The sequence below is a fragment of the Lysinibacillus sp. SGAir0095 genome (assembly GCF_005491425.1).
Taxonomy (GTDB): domain Bacteria; phylum Bacillota; class Bacilli; order Bacillales_A; family Planococcaceae; genus Ureibacillus.
Genome location: NZ_CP028083.1, coordinates 3,239,685 through 3,259,975, shown reverse-complemented (window position 1 = coordinate 3,259,975; position 20,291 = coordinate 3,239,685). Strand labels below are relative to the sequence as shown.

Annotated in this window: 21 protein-coding genes and 1 other RNA gene; 16 read left to right on the top strand and 6 right to left on the bottom strand. The window is 37.7% G+C overall.

Features of this window, described 5'->3' with window-relative positions; all coding sequences use genetic code 11:
* The first annotated feature begins 140 nt into the window (after positions 1 to 140).
* From C1N55_RS20920 to C1N55_RS16165, 6 genes are all read left to right on the top strand, one after another.
* A complete protein-coding gene (locus C1N55_RS20920) occupies positions 141 to 272 on the top strand; it encodes a hypothetical protein (RefSeq protein WP_255502420.1) in 132 nt (43 codons plus the stop codon).
* 76 nt (positions 273 to 348) lie between these two features.
* Positions 349 to 480 (top strand): hypothetical protein, encoded by a 132-nt coding sequence (locus C1N55_RS20915; protein WP_255502420.1) that lies wholly within the window; start codon positions 349 to 351, stop codon positions 478 to 480.
* Positions 481 to 816: 336 nt separating this feature from the next.
* Positions 817 to 948: a hypothetical protein gene (locus tag C1N55_RS20910; RefSeq protein WP_255502419.1), complete on the top strand. Its 132-nt coding sequence runs from the start codon at positions 817 to 819 to the stop codon at positions 946 to 948.
* A 91-nt stretch (positions 949 to 1,039) separates the two neighbouring features.
* Complete coding sequence (locus tag C1N55_RS20595; protein WP_168193883.1) at positions 1,040 to 1,186, top strand: hypothetical protein; 147 nt, start codon at positions 1,040 to 1,042, stop codon at positions 1,184 to 1,186.
* Between the two features lie 261 nt (positions 1,187 to 1,447).
* Entirely contained in the window at positions 1,448 to 2,083 is a 636-nt protein-coding gene (locus tag C1N55_RS16170) for a LysE family translocator (RefSeq protein WP_137729773.1), read from the top strand.
* A 113-nt stretch (positions 2,084 to 2,196) separates the two neighbouring features.
* On the top strand, positions 2,197 to 3,126 hold the full coding sequence (locus tag C1N55_RS16165; RefSeq protein ID WP_168193882.1) for a DMT family transporter: 930 nt from the start codon (positions 2,197 to 2,199) through the stop codon (positions 3,124 to 3,126).
* 54 nt (positions 3,127 to 3,180) lie between these two features.
* Here C1N55_RS16165 and C1N55_RS16160 read toward each other — a convergent pair whose 3' ends face one another.
* Entirely contained in the window at positions 3,181 to 3,792 is a 612-nt protein-coding gene (locus C1N55_RS16160; protein ID WP_137729771.1) for a hypothetical protein, read from the bottom strand.
* Positions 3,789 to 4,439, bottom strand: a complete 651-nt coding sequence (locus tag C1N55_RS16155) for a phosphate starvation-inducible protein PhoH (protein WP_137729770.1) — start codon at positions 4,437 to 4,439, stop codon at positions 3,789 to 3,791. The genes C1N55_RS16160 and C1N55_RS16155 overlap by 4 nt, the downstream gene beginning before the upstream one ends.
* A 193-nt stretch (positions 4,440 to 4,632) precedes the next feature.
* Between C1N55_RS16155 and C1N55_RS16150 the strand changes: the two genes are divergently transcribed.
* From C1N55_RS16150 to C1N55_RS16140, 3 genes are read left to right on the top strand one after another with little or no spacing between them, the layout of a single operon-like run.
* Positions 4,633 to 5,781: an ABC transporter substrate-binding protein gene (locus C1N55_RS16150; protein WP_137729769.1), complete on the top strand. Its 1,149-nt coding sequence runs from the start codon at positions 4,633 to 4,635 to the stop codon at positions 5,779 to 5,781.
* Between the two features lie 18 nt (positions 5,782 to 5,799).
* The gene (locus tag C1N55_RS16145) at positions 5,800 to 6,801 is read left to right on the top strand and encodes a FecCD family ABC transporter permease (RefSeq protein WP_137729768.1); all 1,002 of its coding nucleotides are present in this window, start codon (positions 5,800 to 5,802) and stop codon (positions 6,799 to 6,801) included.
* Positions 6,798 to 7,652, top strand: a complete 855-nt coding sequence (locus tag C1N55_RS16140) for an ABC transporter ATP-binding protein (protein ID WP_137729767.1) — start codon at positions 6,798 to 6,800, stop codon at positions 7,650 to 7,652. The genes C1N55_RS16145 and C1N55_RS16140 overlap by 4 nt, the downstream gene beginning before the upstream one ends.
* A 63-nt stretch (positions 7,653 to 7,715) precedes the next feature.
* On the opposite strand, the gene C1N55_RS16135 is transcribed toward C1N55_RS16140, so the two are convergent.
* Both C1N55_RS16135 and C1N55_RS16130 read right to left on the bottom strand, forming a co-directional pair.
* On the bottom strand, positions 7,716 to 9,368 hold the full coding sequence (locus tag C1N55_RS16135) for an alkaline phosphatase (protein ID WP_137729766.1): 1,653 nt from the start codon (positions 9,366 to 9,368) through the stop codon (positions 7,716 to 7,718).
* Positions 9,369 to 9,545: 177 nt separating this feature from the next.
* Positions 9,546 to 10,523: a bile acid:sodium symporter family protein gene (locus tag C1N55_RS16130; protein ID WP_137729765.1), complete on the bottom strand. Its 978-nt coding sequence runs from the start codon at positions 10,521 to 10,523 to the stop codon at positions 9,546 to 9,548.
* A gap of 455 nt (positions 10,524 to 10,978) precedes the next feature.
* Between C1N55_RS16130 and secG the strand changes: the two genes are divergently transcribed.
* The 5 genes from secG to ssrA all read left to right on the top strand — a co-directional run bounded on the left by secG (position 10,979) and on the right by ssrA (position 16,153).
* Positions 10,979 to 11,206: a preprotein translocase subunit SecG gene (secG, locus tag C1N55_RS16125; protein ID WP_137729764.1), complete on the top strand. Its 228-nt coding sequence runs from the start codon at positions 10,979 to 10,981 to the stop codon at positions 11,204 to 11,206.
* A gap of 560 nt (positions 11,207 to 11,766) precedes the next feature.
* Positions 11,767 to 12,516 carry an alpha/beta hydrolase gene (locus tag C1N55_RS16120; protein WP_137729763.1) on the top strand — a complete coding sequence of 250 codons (750 nt, stop codon included), beginning with the start codon at positions 11,767 to 11,769 and terminating at the stop codon, positions 12,514 to 12,516.
* 46 nt (positions 12,517 to 12,562) lie between these two features.
* A complete protein-coding gene (gene rnr, locus C1N55_RS16115; RefSeq protein ID WP_137729762.1) occupies positions 12,563 to 14,995 on the top strand; it encodes a ribonuclease R in 2,433 nt (810 codons plus the stop codon).
* 105 nt (positions 14,996 to 15,100) lie between these two features.
* Positions 15,101 to 15,568 (top strand): SsrA-binding protein SmpB, encoded by a 468-nt coding sequence (gene smpB / locus C1N55_RS16110; RefSeq protein ID WP_137729761.1) that lies wholly within the window; start codon positions 15,101 to 15,103, stop codon positions 15,566 to 15,568.
* Between the two features lie 229 nt (positions 15,569 to 15,797).
* Positions 15,798 to 16,153, top strand: a transfer-messenger RNA (tmRNA) gene (gene ssrA / locus C1N55_RS16105).
* A 117-nt stretch (positions 16,154 to 16,270) separates the two neighbouring features.
* On the opposite strand, the gene C1N55_RS16100 is transcribed toward ssrA, so the two are convergent.
* Positions 16,271 to 17,437 carry a site-specific integrase gene (locus C1N55_RS16100; protein WP_137729760.1) on the bottom strand — a complete coding sequence of 389 codons (1,167 nt, stop codon included), beginning with the start codon at positions 17,435 to 17,437 and terminating at the stop codon, positions 16,271 to 16,273.
* Between the two features lie 57 nt (positions 17,438 to 17,494).
* The gene (locus C1N55_RS16095; protein ID WP_137729759.1) at positions 17,495 to 18,151 is read right to left on the bottom strand and encodes a helix-turn-helix domain-containing protein; all 657 of its coding nucleotides are present in this window, start codon (positions 18,149 to 18,151) and stop codon (positions 17,495 to 17,497) included.
* 197 nt (positions 18,152 to 18,348) lie between these two features.
* Between C1N55_RS16095 and C1N55_RS16090 the strand changes: the two genes are divergently transcribed.
* Positions 18,349 to 18,618 carry a DNA-binding protein gene (locus C1N55_RS16090; RefSeq protein ID WP_137729758.1) on the top strand — a complete coding sequence of 90 codons (270 nt, stop codon included), beginning with the start codon at positions 18,349 to 18,351 and terminating at the stop codon, positions 18,616 to 18,618.
* A 66-nt stretch (positions 18,619 to 18,684) separates the two neighbouring features.
* Positions 18,685 to 20,184 (top strand): YfjI family protein, encoded by a 1,500-nt coding sequence (locus tag C1N55_RS16085; RefSeq protein WP_137729757.1) that lies wholly within the window; start codon positions 18,685 to 18,687, stop codon positions 20,182 to 20,184.
* Positions 20,185 to 20,291 lie beyond the last annotated feature (107 nt).

The window sequence follows — 20,291 nt, the reverse complement described above, 5'->3', positions numbered from 1 at the left end:
TGGTGGGGATGAAGCACTTTCTGAAGGGGAATCAAGTTGGAGAAGTGCATCAGAGAGGTGATGAAGCACTTTAAGAAGGGGGATTAAGTTGGAGAAGTGCATCATGAAGCTGATGAAGCACTTTCTGAAGGGGGATTAAGTTGGAGAAATGCATCATGAAGGTGATGAAGCACTTTCTGAAGGGGAATCAAGTTGGAGAAGTGCATCAGAGAGGTGATGAAGCACTTTCTGAAGGGGGATTAAGTTGGAGAAGTGCATCATGGTGGGGATGAAGCACTTTCTGAAGGGGGATTAAGTTGGAGAAGTGCATCATGAAGCTGATGAAGCACTTTCTGAAGGGGGATTAAGTTGGAGAAATGCATCATGAAGGTGATGAAGCACTTTCTGAAGGGGAATCAAGTTGGAGAAGTGCATCAGAGAGGTGATGAAGCACTTTCTGAAGGGGGATTAAGTTGGAGAAGTGCATCATGGTGGGGATGAAGCACTTTCTGAAGGGGGATTAACTTGGGGAAGTGCATCAGAGAGGTGATGAAGCACTTTCTAAAGGGGGATTAAGTTGGAGAAGTGCATCATGAAGGTGATGAAGCACTTTCTGAAGGGGGATTAAGTTGGAGAAGTGCATCATGGTGGGGATGAAGCACTTTCTGAAGCGGAATCAAATTGGAGAAGTGCATCATGAAGGTGATGAAGCACTTTCTGAAGGGGGATCAAGTTGGAGAAGTGCATCATAGAGGTGATGAAGCACTTTCTGAAGGTGCATTAAGTTGGAGAAGTGCATCATGAAGGTGATGAAGCACTTTCTGAAGGGGGATTAAGTTGGGAAAGTGCATCATGAAGGTGATGAAGCACTTTCTGAAGGGGAATCAAGTTGGAGAAGTGCATCATGAAGGTGATGAAGCACTTTCTGAAGGGGAATCAAGTTGGAGAAGTGCATCATGGTGGGGATGAAGCACTTTAAGAAGGGGAATCAAGTTGGAGAAGTGCATCATGAAGGTGATGAAGCACTTTAAGAAGGGGAATTAAGTTGGAGAAGTGCATCATGAAGGTGATGAAGCACTTTCTGAAGGGGAATCAAGTTGGAGAAGTGCATGCGAGTGATGATGAAGCACTTTCTGAAGGGGGAATCGAGTTGGAGAAGTGCATCATAAGCAAGAGGAACTGCATTTGGAAGCCCATTCGGTTCTGAGATGCATTTCATAAGGGAGATTAACTGCATTTTGAAGCCCATTTTGCTGTAAGGTGCATTTCATAAGCAAGATGCACTTATCAAACCACCCCGTTAAGAAACTTACCCCACTTTACAGTGAATCCAATCTACATCGTCGAACGCAACTTCTCCTCGTTGTTACAATTTCGCTTAAATAACTCCATCAATATTCTGTCTTTATATTGTATATTGATTTCTGAATTATCGAAGATTAAGATGTTAATTAGGAGGCGATTGTAAATGTTTGGAATCATAAATTTTGAGGTTTTTTTGGTTGCAGCAATCTTGCTGATTTTAACGCCTGGTACTGACACGATGTATGTGGTGAGTAGAAGTATTTCTCAAGGCAGGATGGCAGGAATCTATTCAGCTTTAGGGATTTCTACAGGGGCAGTGGTGCATACATTATTAGCCGCATTTGGGCTATCGGTCCTTTTAATGCAATCCGTTTTTCTATTTAATGTAGTCAAGGTCGCCGGTGCCGTGTATCTAGCATACTTGGGTATAAAAATGATCATTTCAAAGAATGAAGAAAATAAAGAGCAAGAAATGCCACAACATAGCCATAAAAAGATTTTCTTTCAAGGTCTGTTAACGAATGTGATGAACCCTAAGGTCGCTTTATTTTTCTTAGCATTTCTTCCGCAATTTATTCAAACGAATTCAGGGATTTCAAGCCCGACACCGTTTATTATCCTGGGGCTTACTTTTACATTGGCCGGGCTGGTTTGGTGTATCATAACTGCCTATTTCTCGTCAATGGCCACGAACAAATTACGAAGCAATGCCAAAATTTCAACAGCTTTTAACAAATTCACAGGGTTTGTATTTATTGCGATGGGCCTTACATTACTGCAAACGAAACCATCGTCTTAAATTTAGAGATAGACTAAAATTTCATTTAAAAGAATGCTATACTGAGATATCAAAAAGAGGAATAAACTGTCGAGAGACCCTACAGTAGATGCCGACATTTAAGGGGGATGACCATGCTAAAAGTGTATGGAACAATGATTTTAACAATGTTTTTGTGGGGGCTGAATGTCTCTCTATTAAAGCTGCTTGTGTTTGATATCCCACCTCTCGTGATGCAAGGGGCTCGGATATTTCTTGCGGGAATCACTTTATTTCTCATACTGTTCGTGATGAAAAAGAAAATTATCTATAAAGAAATGCCCTGGAAATGGGTTTTACTAGCGACATTATTAGGGGTGATAGCTCATCACTCCTTATTGGCAGAGGGCGTATCACAAACGACAGCTGTGAAGGCTTCACTTATTCTTGGGCTGGCGCCATTGATTACGGCCATTATTGCAGTTGCCACAAGAGCGACTTCCTTAACGAAACTAAGATTCACAGGGTTTGTCGTTGGTTTTGTAGGAATTATTATTGCAGTAGTGGACGATGTTTCGGCTGTAACGGCATTTGTGATGGGGGATGTCTATGTTTTATTGTCAATTGTCATTCAGGCCTTTAGCTTTTTCATCATTCGCCGTATCACATTAACGATTCCACCTCTTGTATTAACAGCCTATATGCTGACAATCGGCTCTTCGATTATGATGGTATATAACCTTGTGACGACACCAAAATCATTTTTAGCATTTTCGAGCTTAAACCTGGAACTATGGATCGTATTTTTATTTTCAGCGATTTTTGCAACCGCAGTCGGGCATAGTTTGTTTAACTCGATGATCAAAAAAATCGGAACAGCCGAAACCGCGATATTCAATAACTTGAGTACGATTTTCGCATTAATAGCTGCGGTGGTCATATTAAATGAGCAGATGCATCTTTCACAAATATTTGGCTGTATGCTTATTATTCTGGGCGTTTTAATTGGTACTGGAGGAGTAGAAGAGTGGCTTCGGAAAAGAAAACATCATGCCTCGCCGCCAGTCAGTGAAAGCACAACATAATTAGTATAGAAAATGGAGACCGACGTTTAAAAATGTCAGTCTCTTATTTTTTTACTAAATTTCTCCACTGGCTAGCCATGGAATAAAGCCCATCAAAAACTGTTCTGTAGCAGGCATAAAATATGAACCAAAATGGAAGTCAGGATCTAAAGTTGTCACAATCCAAGTGCCATTTGTGCTTACTTTATCTACATACAATAATGAACCTCCGTCTTTCATGTCGATTAGAGATTCCATCCCTTCAGAGAGGTGGAATACGCCATGTTGATGCCAAGTGCATTTTGCAATGTCTAAAAAACTGTCGCGGAATAATGGATACTCTGGAGCAACCAAACGTAAACCACTATCAGCGCCATCTTCTAACCACCACCAAAAGTTTGTGGGACGTAATTCCCAATTTTGATTAGGGATCCAATCAATCGGCTGTGGACCAAAGGCTACAACAATCCCACCAAGTTCAGCAAATCTGTGTATTGCAGGAGCAGCGTCTAATAATAACTCAAGATGTAATTGGGATGGAACGATCAAGATATCCATATCCACTAAATCAGTTTCTCGGAAGTGAGGTAAATAAATTATTTTTTCAAGGTATTGATTAATTTTAGGTTCATGAAAAGTACGGAAGTGGGGGGCATGTCCACCATACAATGTAGCTATTTTTCTCATGCTAATATCTCCTTTTCTCTATCTAAGAGGGCTAACTCTGATTCAATCCATTCTAAAGTTTGCTTTGAAATTAACTGTGTAGAATTTTCACCGGTTTCATAAGTTAGAAGGTCGCGGCCAGAATGAGCGACAATCGTACCCTTTGTAGTCGTACGGTCAACAAATGTAATAGGAGTTCCATCCAGGAATGCAAGATGTACTTCTACCTCCTGATTAGCTAAAGGGTGATAGCCACGTGCGTAGAAGCCAGAGACACCTTTTCGGTAGGCAAGTTCCAACATATCGACGCCTCGGAAAATAGACTTCATGTTTGTAACCTTCATCTCATAGTCCATATGATTTCTAATTGTTCTTGGCATAAACGGATTAATTCCAGATAGCCAGTTTCTAAATATGTGTGTACATGCTATTACAATTTTTCCATCGTCTAAAAATCGCTCTATAATCTCCTTGTTCTCAAATAAATGTTCTTGGTCAATAAAATCAGTTACAACTAAAACATTATACGGAGTTAGATCTGTCGTTGCCAATTTGTACTGATCGAGATTTGTTACATTTTTCATTTCAACATTTGCCCCAGCCATTGCACGATCATCTCTACTGAAAGCGTGACCTCCGTCTAACTTTAGTATTTTCATAGATACCATTTTTTCATCTCCTTAATTCATTTCAAAAAAAATATTAGTATAGTAAATTTAATTATTATTGACAATGAAAATCATTATCAATTATGATAATAGCAGTAATGAGAATTGTTTTCAACTAGATAATTGAAACATAAAAATTATCCTGAGATTAAGAAAGAAATATTTTATTCGACGTAAAAAGGAGAAGATTTAGATGTTAAAAAGTAAAAAAATAATGGCTACTGTTGCTTTTTCAGCCTTAGTGTTAGCAGCATGTTCAGAAGATGGAGATAAAAATTCTACACATGAAAATGATGGAGAAGGTGCTGAAATTCAAACAACGGCTGAAGAACGAATTGTTGTTGACCAAACTGGAAGTGAAGTTACTATTCCTGGAGTTGTGGATGAAGTCGTAACAGGTTCAATTCTCCCTTATTTCCATACTTGGTATGTAGCTACAAATTCTACGAAAGAAATCATTGGAATGCATCCAAACTCATTCAATGCAGCAGAAAACTCCATACTAGCTAAAATGTCACCTGAGGTACTAAGAGCTGATACATCTTTTGTTCAAAATGGAGAAATGAATATTGAGGAATTGATGAAAATTAATCCAGACGTGTATTTTGAACTTTCTACAGATGAAAAATCAATCGAGTTAGCTCGAAAATCAGGTATTAATACAGTTGCCATTAAAGCAATAGATGCGGCAGCAGCTGAACCACTGGCAACTTTTAATAGCTGGTTGGAGTTAACAGCTCAAATCGCTGATACAACTGAACGAGCTGATAAGTTCTTGGAAATTGGCCAGTCCGTTCAGAAAGAAATCAACGAGAAGATTGGTAGTTTATCGGCTGAAGAGAAACCGAATTCTTTAATGATTTACCAATTATCAGACCAGGCAATTACAGTATCAGGTAAAAACTTCTTCGGTAATCAATGGCTCACGGCTACTGGAGCAAACGATGTCGCTGCAGATGGTGGGATTGAAGGACGCAAGGATGTAAATATGGAGCAAGTATACTCTTGGAACCCAGATATAATTTTCATCACAAACTTTACTGAAATTCAACCAGAGGATCTTTATAACAATACGATTGAAGGGCAGGACTGGAGTCAAGTTGCAGCAGTGCAAAATAAACAGGTTTATAAAATTCCTTTAGGTATTTATCGTTGGTTCCCACCTAGTGGAGACGCCCCATTAATGCTGAAATGGTTAGCAAACATTAACCAACCGGATTTATTTAATTATGAGATGAAAGAAGAAATTAGATCGTATTATAAAGATTTCTATGAATTTGATTTAACCGATGAAGACATTCATAAAATTTTGCATCCCTCATCTGATGCTGCGAAATATTAAAGGATTTGAGGATTCAAAATGAAAAATTGGAAATTGATTTTATGCTGGATTTTCCCGTTAATCATTGCTGTTGCTTCACTAGGGATAGGGCGCTTTGAAGTTGATTTTGTAACTGTAGTAAAAATCTTGACTTCCCATGCCTTTCCGATAGAAGAAACGTGGACTCCTATGGAATACAATGTCGTAATGACAGTCCGTTTACCTCGAATTATTCTTGCACTGCTTGTTGGTGCGGGTCTTTCCATTTCAGGGGCTTCTTTCCAAGGGATGTTTGCCAATCCTTTAGTGAGTGCAGATATTTTAGGTGTTGCAGCTGGTGCAGGATTTGGTGCATCTATCGGAATCTTATTATTTGGCAATGGCTACGCAATACAAGGTTTCGCTTTACTATTTGGCCTTTTGGCTATTGCATTTACATATTTGATCGGCGGAGTGGGTAAAAACCTGCCGATATTTATGCTAGTACTTGCTGGGGTTGTAACGAGTGCATTGTTTAATGCCCTCATTTCATTAACAAAATTTGTTGCCGACCCAGAAGAAAAATTACCATCGATTACCTATTGGCTGATGGGGAGCTTAGGTACTGCTACATACCGTGATTTATGGACAGCTGGGCCACTTTTATTAATAGGCATTTTCCTACTATTAGCAGTACGTTGGCGAATTAATTTGCTTACTTTGCCAGATGAAGAAGCCCAATCGCTTGGTATTTCTGTCATAAAACTAAAATGGTTAGTCATTATTGGGGCAACCCTCTGTACGGCAGCAGCGGTTGCAATCGCTGGTATTGTTGGGTGGGTAGGATTAATAATACCTCATATTGCTCGAATGTTTGTAGGATCGAATAATGAAAAGGTCCTGCCGATGTCATTAGCGCTTGGGGGAGCATATCTATTAATAATTGATACCTTAGCTCGTTCCTTAACTGCAGCTGAAATCCCAATTTCTATTTTAACAGCAATTGTTGGTGCGCCATTCTTTGCATTTTTACTAAGGAAAACAGGAGGAAGCTGGACATGAAAATTGAAGTGAGAGATGGCAATTTCTATTACGCCAAGAAAAAAGAAACTACCACTTTTATGTATGAATCGGATATAAGCTTTACGTTAAATCGTGGGGAAATAATGGCGATTCTAGGTCCAAATGGTGCCGGGAAGACAACCTTGTTAAAATGTATAACAGGTTTAAATGAATGGAAGAGCGGAATTACTCTTATTGATGAAGAACCATTATCAAAAATCCCAAAAAAAGAGCTATGGAAAAAAATCGGCTATGTACCCCAAGCACATAAAATGATCTTTGGTTATTCTTTAGAGGATTTAGTAGTAATGGGACGAGCCCCATATATTAGTTCTATGTCGAAGCCTCGTAAAGAAGATTATGAAAAAGCTTATAAAGCCTTAAAAGAGGTAGGGATAACACATCTTGCCAAGAAATCGTGTAATGAAGTAAGTGGAGGAGAACTACAGTTAGCTCTAATTGCACGCACACTAGTTTCTGACCCAGAGGTATTAATTCTTGATGAACCAGAATCTCATTTAGATATTCAAAAACAAGTAGTAATTTTAGAAACATTAAAGAAATTAGCCAAAATTCATAACATCTCTTGTATAATAAATACCCATTATCCTAATCATGCTTTTTATTTAGCAGATAAAATTCTAATGATAGCTAAAGAAAAGAAAGCACTTATTGGTAAGGTGGAAGACGTGATGACTGAAGCGAGGATGAAGGAATACTTTAACATCAATTTAAGGAAGTTAACCTTCGAAGACGGAAATCTATTATTTGAGACAATGGTTCCACTGGCTCTTGCTTCAAATAGTACGCTTCTTGACACTGATAATCTTTATGATCCAGTGTTCATTTAAATGTTAAATAAGGCACTCACTTCAAAAATTAGTGAGTGCCTTATCTCTTTGTCCACTAGTTAATTATTTAGCGAATTTCAGCATGACTTCTGAGATAAAGAATTTATCGCCATTGTAAACTGTTACCGTATTGAATTCGCGAGTGAAGTTGCCTTTTGAATTGCCAATTTTAATGGATACCGTATTTCTGTTTTCCGGGATCGTGATGGTACGGGTTTTTTTCGTTGCTACAAACACTGGGTTGTTTGCATCTGTTGCGTCAATTTTAACTGTATAGCCCAGTTTTTCGAATTCGGCTTTAGCATCTACAAAGATATCATTCGTTAAATCTTCTAATTGGAAGCCCATTGCGCTTGCCATTGTATGCGCGATATCCGTGTTCTCGATTAAACCTGTTGGATTGGATGGCCCATAAGAATACAAGAAGACATCATCTCCTGTATGCCCACCAGTCGTAAACCCGATATTGGCACGAGTAGAAAGTAGCTGAACCAGTGTTGAACCTAAATTCTTGCTTGTTTGTAAAGCTTTTAACTCATCAGCAGTTAGATCTTTTAATCCGTAGCTTTCTGCAACTTCGACTAAGTTGGACTTGTCCTTTTTAAGTAAGCTTAAAGCCCCTTCAACCGTCATTGTTGCTTCTTTTAGTGGATCGATATAAGCCGAAACCGGTGTTTTATCATAAGTTGAGTTTGTATTTGTGTTCCCGATTGTAATCCCGCTGTTCCCATGGTCTGTTACAGCAATGACTAGCGTTTCACCATCTTTTTCAGCGAATTCAAGAGCTTCCGCTACCGCATCGTCAAACTCCAAGAAGTCCGTAACCATTCCGATTGGATCATTTGCATGGGCAGCCCAGTCAATTTTGCTTCCTTCGACCATTAAGAAGAAACCGTCTTTATCTTGCTTTAATGTATTAATTGCTTTTTCCGTCATTTGAGCTAGAGATGGCTCTTCAGGCTTTGTTTTTTCGCGGTCTAACTCATAGGCTAATGAGCTCGGTGCAAAGCTTCCCCAAATTTTCTTGGACTTTGATGATTGTAATTCGTCTCGTGTTGTCACAAAGTCATATTTTTTATCTTCAATAATCTCCAGTAAGTTGTCGCCGTCTTTACGTGTTTTATTTAAAGAATCATTCCCGCCACCAAGGACCACATCGATGTTTTGGTATACTTGCTGTTCTGCAATATCATCGTAATTTGAACGACTTGTCACATGGGAAGAAAACCCGGCTGGCGTGGCATGTTGAATTTCAGAAGTAGAAATAATTCCGGTAGCTCGTCCCGAACGTTTTGCTCCTTCTAATACGTTTGCTACAGGTTTAAAGGCATCTTCTTTCGCGACCTGTTCAACACCAGGAGTCGTTACAAGGGATGGTAATACCCCAACATAGCCACTATTTGATTTATTTCCAGTTGCAAGGGCCGTTGCAGCAGGGGCGGAATCTGTAACTGCCGATTCAGCTGAATATGTGCGAACTGCTCCAGTTAAAATAGTATCTAAAGCTAAACTTTCACCCTTATACCAACGGGCAATCGTACTAACGTTATCACTGCTTCCATCCATCACTAGCATGATGACATTTTTGGCACTCTCTGTTTTCTTGTCCTTTTCTTTCTCTTTTGCTTGTGCATTCATAGTCGCAAAGCTGATCGATGATAGAGCAAGTGTTCCAACTAGGGCTGCTGATAACCATTTTTTCTTTAAACCTGGCATTTACAAATCCTCCTAATAGAATAGTATTTTCGTTTTTCATTCTATTAGAAGGTTATTTAGATAGCGTTTCAGGGATGTAAATTATTGTTAAGTAATGTAAATTGAAAGAGTTTTCTATGGAAATAAAAAGATTCCCGCAAAAGGTAACTTCATCACTTTTACGGGAATCCCTAAAATTTATGCTTCTACTACTTCCGGAATATCTGTTTGTTCATTGTCTTTATTTTTTCGAGAAGCTCTTGAACTCCAATAAGTTGCTAAAATCGGTCCCGAGATATTGTGCCAGAAGCTGAAGATGGCACTTGGAACGGCTGATACTGGATCAAAGTGTGCCATGGCTAAATTCGCACCCAATCCAGAGTTTTGCATCCCAACCTCGATGGAAACCGCTTTTTTGTCTTCATAGTTAAGCTTGAATAGTTTTCCGATCAGATAGCCAAATAAGTAGCCCAAACCGTTGTGTAAAATAACGATGGCAAAAATGATTAACCCAGTTTCTAAAATACGGTCGCGGCTTCCACTTACAACCGCTGCTACGATTAATACAATGGCAATAACGGAAACTGTCGGTAAGATGGCAACGCTTTTTTCAACAAGTGGTTTGAAGATCAGCTGAGCTAAAATTCCTAAAATGATTGGTACTAAAACTACTTTTACTACAGACATAAACATTGCAGAAAATGAAACTGGCAACCATTCGCTAGCAAGTAAATAGATTAATGCAGGTGTCATAATCGGTGCCAGTAAAGTTGTTACGGAAGTGATCGTTACAGATAAAGCAGTATTTCCTTTTGCTAAGTAAGTCATAACGTTTGAAGATGTACCACCCGGACAGCAGCCTACTAGAATAACCCCTACAGCAATTTCAGGAGATAGTGCGAAGATCTTGGCCAATGCAAAAGCAAGTAATGGCATTACAACAAACTGTGAAACAACGCCAATGGCCACTCCTTTTGGATGCATTAGAATCAATTTAAAGTCATTTAATTTAATCGTCATCCCCATACCGAACATAACGATTCCTAATAATGGCGTAATATAATTCCCTAACCATGTAAAGTTTTCAGGTAGCCAAATAGCAAAGCCAGCAGCGACTAAAACCCAAAGTGCGAAAGTATCGCCGGCGAACTTTCCGATTTTTTGTAAAGTGTTCATGCTGATGTAACTCCTTTTCGATTGTTTGCTTATCATTCTATGACAAAGATTTTAGAATTACAATAAAATTCTGAAAAATTAGTTTAATATGTAGAAAAAGAGAATAAAACATTATTAAGTTAGAAATAGTGAGAAACTACTAAGTTAGGGAGTGGGACATTTTTAGTAGATTAGGAATGGAGTCTCAGCCAATTTTCTTCTTAAATGAAGAAAAATAGTTTAATGGAAAGTTCACATCAGGAAGATAGTTAAAAGAAGGAAATATAGTTTTGTCAATCATTATGCCGTTAGATTATTGTATTTTCAACCTATTTTTGCTATAATGTACTTTGTTGGCCTATAAAAAAGTTTCAAACTTTCGTTATAGCCATAAGTGCAACTAAGGCTTATCACCTAAAAAAGCTTGGCGATAAGTCAAGTTTTCTAATGAAGTTTCTATTTCAGGAGGTGGAGTTATGCATACTTTGTTTTTAACATTACTAATTATCGTAAGCCTTGCATTGATCGTGATCGTATTATTACAATCTGGGAAAAGTGCAGGATTATCAGGTGCCATCTCAGGTGGAGCTGAACAACTTTTCGGTAAACAAAAAGCAAGAGGAATGGATTTAGTCTTACATAGAATAACAATCGTTCTTGCAGTTTTATTCTTTATCTTAGCTTTAGCAATCGTAAAAATATAACGGATAGATTGATTCATAAAGAATGCAACGCCTAACCGAGCATGGTTAGGCGTTTTAATTTAACTTTGAAAATTACCAAAGTTATGTAGGCAAGGTAATTTGTGGGGAGTGGCGAGTAAGTGGCCCGAATTCGCGAGTGAAAGTTGGAGTCGCAAGTAAAAGGCCCGAACTCGCAAGTAAATAGCTTGAATTCGCAAGTAAAACTTAGAGTCGCAAGTAAATTATCCAAAGTCGCAAGTAAATTATCCAAAGTCGCAAGTAAGCGAGTAAAAGTCGCAAGTAAAAGGCCCGAACTCGCAAGTAACTAACTTGAATTCGCAAGTAAAACTTGGAGTCGCAAGTAAATCATCCAAAGTCGCAAGTAAGCGAGCAAAAGTCGCAAGTAAAAGGTCCGAACTCGCAACTAAGCACACAAAACTCGCAAGTAATACAAACTACAATCACTCCACATACTACTCCAATAAATTAATAAGTGCACAAACAACAAGCAGTACGTGTTTTGATTTATAATAATAGGAGAAAATACTGTATACATAAGAAATTTTTGGAGGACCGAATCTATGCGTAATGCCGAATTAAAACCATTTTTCTTTCAAGCAGGAAAACGTGCTGTCCTACTTCTACATGGGTTTACAGGTAGCTCTTCGGATGTAAGGATGCTTGGGCGATTTCTTGAAAAACAAGGCTATACAAGTCACGCCCCTCACTATAAAGGGCATGGTGTTCCACCGGAGGAACTCATCGTCACTTCTCCAGATGAGTGGTGGCAAGACGTCCAGAAGGGCTACGCAACATTAAAAGAAGCTGGCTACGATGAAATTGCCGTTGTAGGCTTGTCATTAGGGGGCGTCTTTTCCTTAAAACTAAGTTTAATGGAGCCTGTAAAGGGAATCGTTACGATGTGTTCCCCCATGACGATGAGAACGACCGACAAAATGTTTCAAGGGGTTCTGAAGTATGCGAAGGACTATAAGCGTTTTGAAGGGAAATCCGAGGAAATGATCGAACAAGAAGTAGAGGTCATAAAATCCAAAGGAATGCCTTCCCTACCACAATTACAGCAGCTGGTATCAGACGTTCGCCAAGAGCTGGATATGGTATATGCGCCGATTCTCGTCATACAATCTAAAAATGATGAAATTATTGACCCTCAATCTGCTCATACTATATACGAAGAGGTGGAATCCTTAAACAAACAAATCAAATGGTTCGAGCATTCAGGGCATGTCATTACGCTAGATAAAGAAAAACAATTATTACATGAAACGGTTTATGAGTTTTTACAATCACTGGATTGGGAAAATGAATAATCGATACGTGAGATACAATTAGTATTGCAAAAAGGAGGGAAAATATATGGCACAAAAAAATGAATTACAACTGCGTATATTAGATTTAATGAAACAAGACGACTATAAACCGCTAAAGGTGGATGAAATAGAAGAATTGCTCGGGTTAGAAGACGCAGAGGAATTCAAGGAATTAATTAAAACGCTTGTCCGCATGGAAGACGAAGGATCCGTTGTCCGTTCCCGTGCGAACCGTTATGGACTGCCGGAGCGTATGAACCTGCTTCGCGGGAAATTTATCGGCCATGCCAAAGGGTTTGGTTTCGTGACACCTGAAGAAGAGGGAATGGATGATATCTTTATTCCACCTCACGAAATCAACGGTGCTTTAAATGGAGACATCGTGCTGATCCGTGTGTTAAAAGAGACATCAGGTGATCGACGAGAGGGTACTGTCACAAAGGTTATCGAACGCAGCAAAACGACTTTTGTCGGTACATACCAAGCGAATCGCGGCTTTGGATTTGTTGTAACGGATGATAAGAAGTTAAATATGGATATTTTCGTGACAAAGGAAGATTCCCTTGGTGCAGTAGATGGCCATAAGGTAGTCGTGGAAGTAACGAATTGGCCAGATGAAATCAAATCTGCCACTGGGATGATTACACAAATCCTGGGACACAAAAATGACCCGGGTGTCGATATTTTATCCATCATCTACAAGCATGGCATTCCACCAGAGTTCCCACAAGAAGTAGTCGATGCAGCCGGGGAAGTGCCGGACGAAATTACGGAAGCTGACTTAGTTGGTCGCCGTGATTTACGTAACCAGATGATTGTGACAATCGACGGTGCCGATGCGAAGGACTTGGATGACGCCGTAACGGTAACGAAAAATGAAGATGGCACTTATAAATTAGGTGTTCATATTGCTGACGTTAGCTATTACGTAACAGAAGGCTCGATTATTGATGAGGAAGCCTATGATCGAGCGACAAGTGTCTATTTAACAGACCGAGTGATTCCGATGATTCCACACCGTTTATCGAATGGGATTTGTTCGTTAAATCCACAGGTGGACCGTTTAACACTTTCATGTGAAATGGTAATTGACCAAAACGGACGAGTAGTGGAGCATGAAATTTTCCAAAGTGTTATTAAGACAGCGGAACGTATGACGTATACGGATGTTTATAAGATTTTGGAAGAGGACGATGAAGAGTTAAAAGCGCGCTATGAAAAGCTTGTGCCGATGTTCAAGGACATGGCGGACTTAGCGGAAATCCTACGAACGAAACGTATGGAGCGCGGTGCCATCGACTTTGACTTTAAAGAGTCCAAAGTGTTGGTGGATGATGAAGGTTGGCCACAGGATATCGTTCTTCGTGAACGTACTGTATCCGAGCGTTTGATTGAAGAATTCATGCTTGCTGCCAACGAAACAGTGGCAGAGCATTTCCACTGGATGAACGTACCATTCATTTACCGTATTCACGAAGACCCAAAACCGGAAAAGCTTCAACGCTTCTTTGAGTTTGTAACAAACTTCGGGCTAGTGGTAAAAGGTTCAGGAAATTCAGTACATCCAAAAGCGTTACAGGAAATTATTAAAGCAATCGAAGGAATGCCGGAAGAGCCGGTCATCTCGACAATGCTACTTCGCTCGATGCAACAAGCGAAGTACTACCCTGAATCGATTGGTCACTTTGGATTATCAACGGATTACTATACGCACTTTACATCACCAATTCGTCGTTACCCGGACTTAATTGTTCACCGATTAATTCGTACGTACCTAATCGAAGGGGATCTATCGAAAGAAACGCAGTTCAAATGGGCACAGAGAATGGATGAAATTGCCGACCATACATCTGAACGTGAACGCCGTGCAGTCGATGCCGAGCGTGATACAGACGCACTGAAAAAAGCACAATACATGTCCGACAAAATTGGCGAAGAATTCGAAGGGATGGTTTCGTCCGTTACAAACTTCGGAATGTTCGTGGAGCTGCCAAATACAATCGAGGGACTTGTTCACATCAGCAATATGACAGATGACTATTATCGTTTTGATGACCGTCAAATGATCATGGTGGGTGAACACACAGGCCGCATCTTCCGTATTGGGGATGAGGTGAAGGTTCGCGTCGCAAATGTTACAATAGAAGAGTCCTCTGTTGACTTTGAAGTGGTCGATATGGTGAAATCATATGGTGGCCGAACACGCAAAAGCGCGCCAAAAGTCATTCATGCCGGTTCAGGCAGAAGATCTGAAGGCGAAGGTCGAGAAGGTCGTGGTGGTGGCCGTCGCGTAAAAGAAGGCGAACGCGATGAAAAAGGAAGAGGCGGACGCCGTGGAGAATCAAGAGGCCAAGATAGATCTGGTGGTGGCTCTGGTTCAGGTGGTTCAGGCTCAGGCGAACGCAAAGTAAAACAAAAGCAAAAGTTTTACGAAGGCGTAGCAAAGAAAAACAAAAAGAAAAAATCGAAAAAACGATAATTTGAATTAGCCCAAGTGTGATTGAAGTTCGCACTTGGGGTATTGTTTTGTATCAAAGCAAATCTAAAATCTTGTTTTGACATGAAAGATTGTGAGGTGTCGCAAGTGGCAAAAGGAACTGGAAAAGTATTAGCACAAAACAAAAAAGCAAACCATGATTACTTCATCGAAGAAACGATTGAAGCCGGAATGGTCTTGCAAGGAACAGAAATCAAATCAATTCGAGCAGGGAAGATTCAACTAAAGGACTCCTTCGTTCAAATCCGTAATAACCAAGCATGGATTTCCAATATGCATATCAGCCCATATGATCAAGGGAACCGTTTCAACCATGATCCATTACGTGTGCGTAAATTGCTTTTACATAAAAAGCAAATCAGTGAACTACTCGGTCGTACTAAACAAGAAGGCTACACAATCGTCCCTCTAAAAATGTACATCAAAGACGGATATGCAAAGCTATTGATCGGCGTAGGTAAGGGTAAGAAAAATTACGACAAGCGTGATGATCTGAAGAAGAAGGAAGCCAAGCGTGAAATGGAACGTGCGTTTAAGGCTAAGAACCAATATTAAAAGAAGATATTATTATCTGAAAATAATATTAATGTTTGACCGTTTAACTAAAGGGTATAAGAATAGTGTAATTCTTTGGTTGGTTAACTTTAGAAAGAAAGGAATAATCAGAGGTGTTGCTGATTATCCAAAAATGTTTTATACTAAGTATACAAATTGCCAGTAGCTAAAGGCTAAAGCTTCACCGCCTTTTATGCCGTATGTGTGAAAACACATCTCTCTTATATAGGGGGACGTTACGGATTCGACAGGGATGGTTCAAGCTTGAGCTGCGCGTCGGAGGTCTCGGCTCCGTCATCAACGGAAGTTATATAATAACTGGCAAACAACAAAATTTAGCTTTCGCAGCGTAAGCTCGTAAGCGCTCTGCCTATCCATCGCCCATGTGGATAACGTAGGGCCCAACTTTAGTGGGATACGGTCGGTGGTGCCGCTTGAGTCACCGGCAAGAGATTTCCAAGCTAGCGTGCAGGACGCCTGTTTGTCGGCATAATGCCACGCGAATCGTAAATAGGCAGACTACACGCGTAGACGCTTAAGTATTGGAGTTTCTGGACGCGGGTTCGACTCCCGCCGTCTCCATAATACGAAATCAACTGATTTCAAACAGTGTCAAAACCCTTGTAAATCAAGGGTTTTTTATTTTGTCTGTTTCATAAAAACTCAATGGATTTCAACCAATGGCATTTTTTTTGGCATTTTTTATTCGGTAGTTTCTTCGTTAGAATCATCTAAGTAATTAACGAATTTAAGAATAGCATTTTCTTTTGCTTTATTCGTTACATGAGTATAAATGTTCATTGTTGTTTGAACATCATCGTGACCTAATCGCTCTTGAACTTCTGGAATGGTTGCACCTGCTTCAAATAGTAAACTACAGTGAGTATGACGTAATCCGTGTGTTGTAATTTTGTCTAGATTGTATTTTTTCTGCACATATATAATCCATTTGCGTGTTTTAGTTGGCTGAAGAAATGAATTTACCTCGTTACTGAAAACAAGCTGCTTCAGGCTAGTAGTACTGTAACCTAACACTAAATAATCCTGTTCCTGTTTTTTTCTCCAATTCCTTAATATATCCATTGTTGAGTTATCCATTTTGATAGTACGAGCTTTTTTATTTTTTGTAGTTTTCACATAAAGCTGATTATCTTTTCCACGCGATAAAGCCTTATTTATGCGAATTTCACTATCTTTGAAATTAATATCATTCCATGTTAGAGCTAAAGCTTCTCCCTTTCGCATACCACTATATGCTAATAGTCTGAAAAACACATAAGCTTTATAATTATTCTCTTTTTCTAAGCATTTTAAAAAAGTTAATAATTGTTCACGTGTATAGAAATTTTCTAGTCCATCATCATCGGGTTGCTCTAGACGAATAGGTGTTTCCACCAACTTCATTGGATTGCTTTGTATAAGGCCACGCTTCATGGCAAAATCCAATACTTTTGAGGAATAAGCCTTCACAGTTCTGAACTTTTGTAACCTATTAAACCATTCATTAACATGTTTTTGACAAACATCCACATTTATATTACTAATTCGATAGTGGCCTAATGAAGGTAAAATATGATTTTTAAAGAGACCTGTTGTTTTAACAAAAGTACTTTCTTGAACTGATTTCTCATATTGTACAATCCATAATTTAAATACGTCTTGATAGGTTTCTGCAGCCTGCTTAGTAAATGTACCTTTAAATATTTCTAATTGAATTCGGGAGAGCTCTAGTTGTGCTTCTTTCTTTGTCTTAAATCCACTTCTAGTTGTTTTTTTACGCTTACCTGTAAGTGGATCAGTTCCAATATAAATTTGAAATTTGTATAGTCTTTTCCCATCTTTTGCTTTGTAACATTGTATATTTGACATAGTATTTCCTCCTATTAGATGCTTGTGGGGGCAAGTGTTTAAGGGGAAGTGTATTTATTATTTAAAGACAAGCTTAAGTATTTGTAGTGCTTTTTCTTTTTCTTCTTTTGATAAAGTTTTATTATTTAAAGTAATTTTACTATCTAATGATAAAATTCTCTCTATACTTATTTCATTTAAATTTTTATGTGGATTATTTAGTACTTCCTCAACTTCAATATAATCTTCGTATGACTTCAGTTTTTCTGATAATCTCGCCAATTCTTTTAACTCATTTTTTAATAGATTGAGTTTTTCTAATTCAATGTTCATCTTCTTTGTTAGGTGAGAAGGGGCATATTGAGTATCAATAAAATCAAATATCTCTAAAGCAGTCGTTGAATTTAGTTTAGCATTTCTTGTTTTAATTTCAGCTTCATTTAAATCCATTTCAATTCTTTTTAAATTAGTATATGATTTATCAATTTCTTGTTTTATCTTTTCTATCTTCTCTGAAAAATAATTAGAATCTTCGTGTTTTATTAAGTCCTCAAAAGTAATATTACCCTGCTTAGCTATAAGATGTAGTCTCTCAATTCCAGGTACACTTTTATTATTTTCCCATTTAGAAACTAGACTTATATTTGCTCCATTTATTAAACTTCCAAATTCTTCTCGACTAAGACCTAAATTTAATCTTATATCTTTTATTTTACTACCTAAAGTTAGGCTCATAATGTTATCTGCTAACCCCTTTCTATTTATGTTTGTGTATCTATATTACATTAAATTTCATGAGATGTCATATTGTGAACTTGACATTTTCAAATAATGTCATATATTGTTGTATTATCAAAATGTGTCATATTGTATAATTTAATTATGATATATTTTGATAATACCTAAATTTTACTGTAAAGGGTGGTGATAGCATGAAAGTGGAGTTAAATCTTATTCCTGAATTAGAAAACCAATTAAAGTCTTTGGTGATAAATGCAATAAAAGATGCAATAACAGAAAAAGAAGAAAAAATGTTAAACAGGGAGTGGATGTCTCTTAAGGAAGGTGCGAATTATGCAGGGGTAAGTTACAACAGTTTTATCAAATTTAGAAAAATGGGGCTAGCTATATGTGAAATTGAAGGTATTAAGAGGGTATCAAAAAAAGAAATTGATATTTTCTTACATAAAAATAGTTTTTAAATAAGCGGGGGCAAGTTAAAGACGATGAGTATGAAGTATTAAAAAAAGAATTAGGAGGGGAAAGAATTGAATAGCGAAGATATAAAGACAGTTTTTTCTGAAACCGTCCTATCAGATTGGGAAACTCCTATTGAATTGGATAATAAAGTTTTACCGGTTTTTGATACTAGTATATTTCCAGGATGGTTAAGAGATTTTATTGAAGCAGTTGCAATTGAAACACAAACTCCAATTGATGCTGCTGCGATGAATAGTTTAGCAATACTATCTACTGCTATTGGTGGGAAGTTTAATATCAGGGCAAATAAAAGTTCTTGGATAGAATCATTAAATACTTATTCAGTTATTGCATTAGAATCATCAGAAAGAAAAACTGCAGTTTATAAGTTGTTTCTAAAACCGATTTTAAGCTATGAAATTGAAGAAAATAGCAGATTATCGAAAATTATTTTAGAAGAGAAAGCGGAAAGAAATACTAAAGTAAAAAGAATAGATTATTTACAACAACAATATAGCAAACAAGAGGATGAAGAAAAATCTAAGACTATATTGATAAAGATTAAAAATATGTCCAGAGAAATTGATGATAGCGCAAAAGTAATACCTAAAGAGCTACGACTATTCACAAATGATGTAACACCTGAAACAATTGCACAATTAATGTTTGATAATAATGAATGCTTATCAATTTTATCAGATGAAGGGGCAGAGGTTTTTCAAATGATGGCTGGTAGGTACTCAAATAAAATAAATATTGATATTTATCTTAAATCATATAGTGGTGGTAATGTAACCATAGATCGTACAGGTGGAAAAAGTATCTCGCTAAAGAATCCAATATTGACCATTGGGCTTTATGTTCAACCAACTGTTATTCAAGAGATACCTAATAATTTTTCTTCTCGTGGTCTAACTCAAAGATTTTTATATTCGATTCCTAAATCATTAGTAGGTGAAAGAGATACTAATCCACCACAAATCCCTATTTCAACAAACGAAAATTACAAATCAAGAATTCGAAAGTTGTTAGATATAAAGGTTAATTCTCCTTTAACTCTAGAATTTGATGAAGAAGCACAAAAATATGTGTTTCAGATGTTAAAGGAAATTGAAAGGATGTTAGGTAATCAGGATATTAACCAGGACTTTAAATCTTGGCTGGGGAAATTATGTGGACAAATAATCAGAATTTCTGGATTAATACATATTGCCAGTAATGTCTCATCAATTAATAATAATTTTTCAAAAAAGATTTCTATAGAAACACTTCAAAAAGCAGATAGTTTGAGAAACTACTTCATTCAACATGCAGAAATTGCGTATGGGATTATAAATGATAATGAAAATTTAAATGATGTGAAATATATTTTGTCAAAATTAACTACTTCGGAGAAATTTAAGGAACAAGATAGAATAAATTATCAAGATTTATGGCAGCTAGTAAAAAAAAGATTTTCAACGGCTAATGAACTAAAAAGGGTGCTTTATATCTTGGAGGAAATGAACTATATAAAAATTGAAAAGAATTGTAGAAAGTCAATTATCCTTCTAAATCCCAAATTATAAAAGAATAATAGTTTTAGGGGAAATAGGTCTTAATAGGAATTATATATACCCTATGGAAGAGCTCTAGAAATCAATGTTTATTAGGTATTAGGGGTAATAGGGGCAAG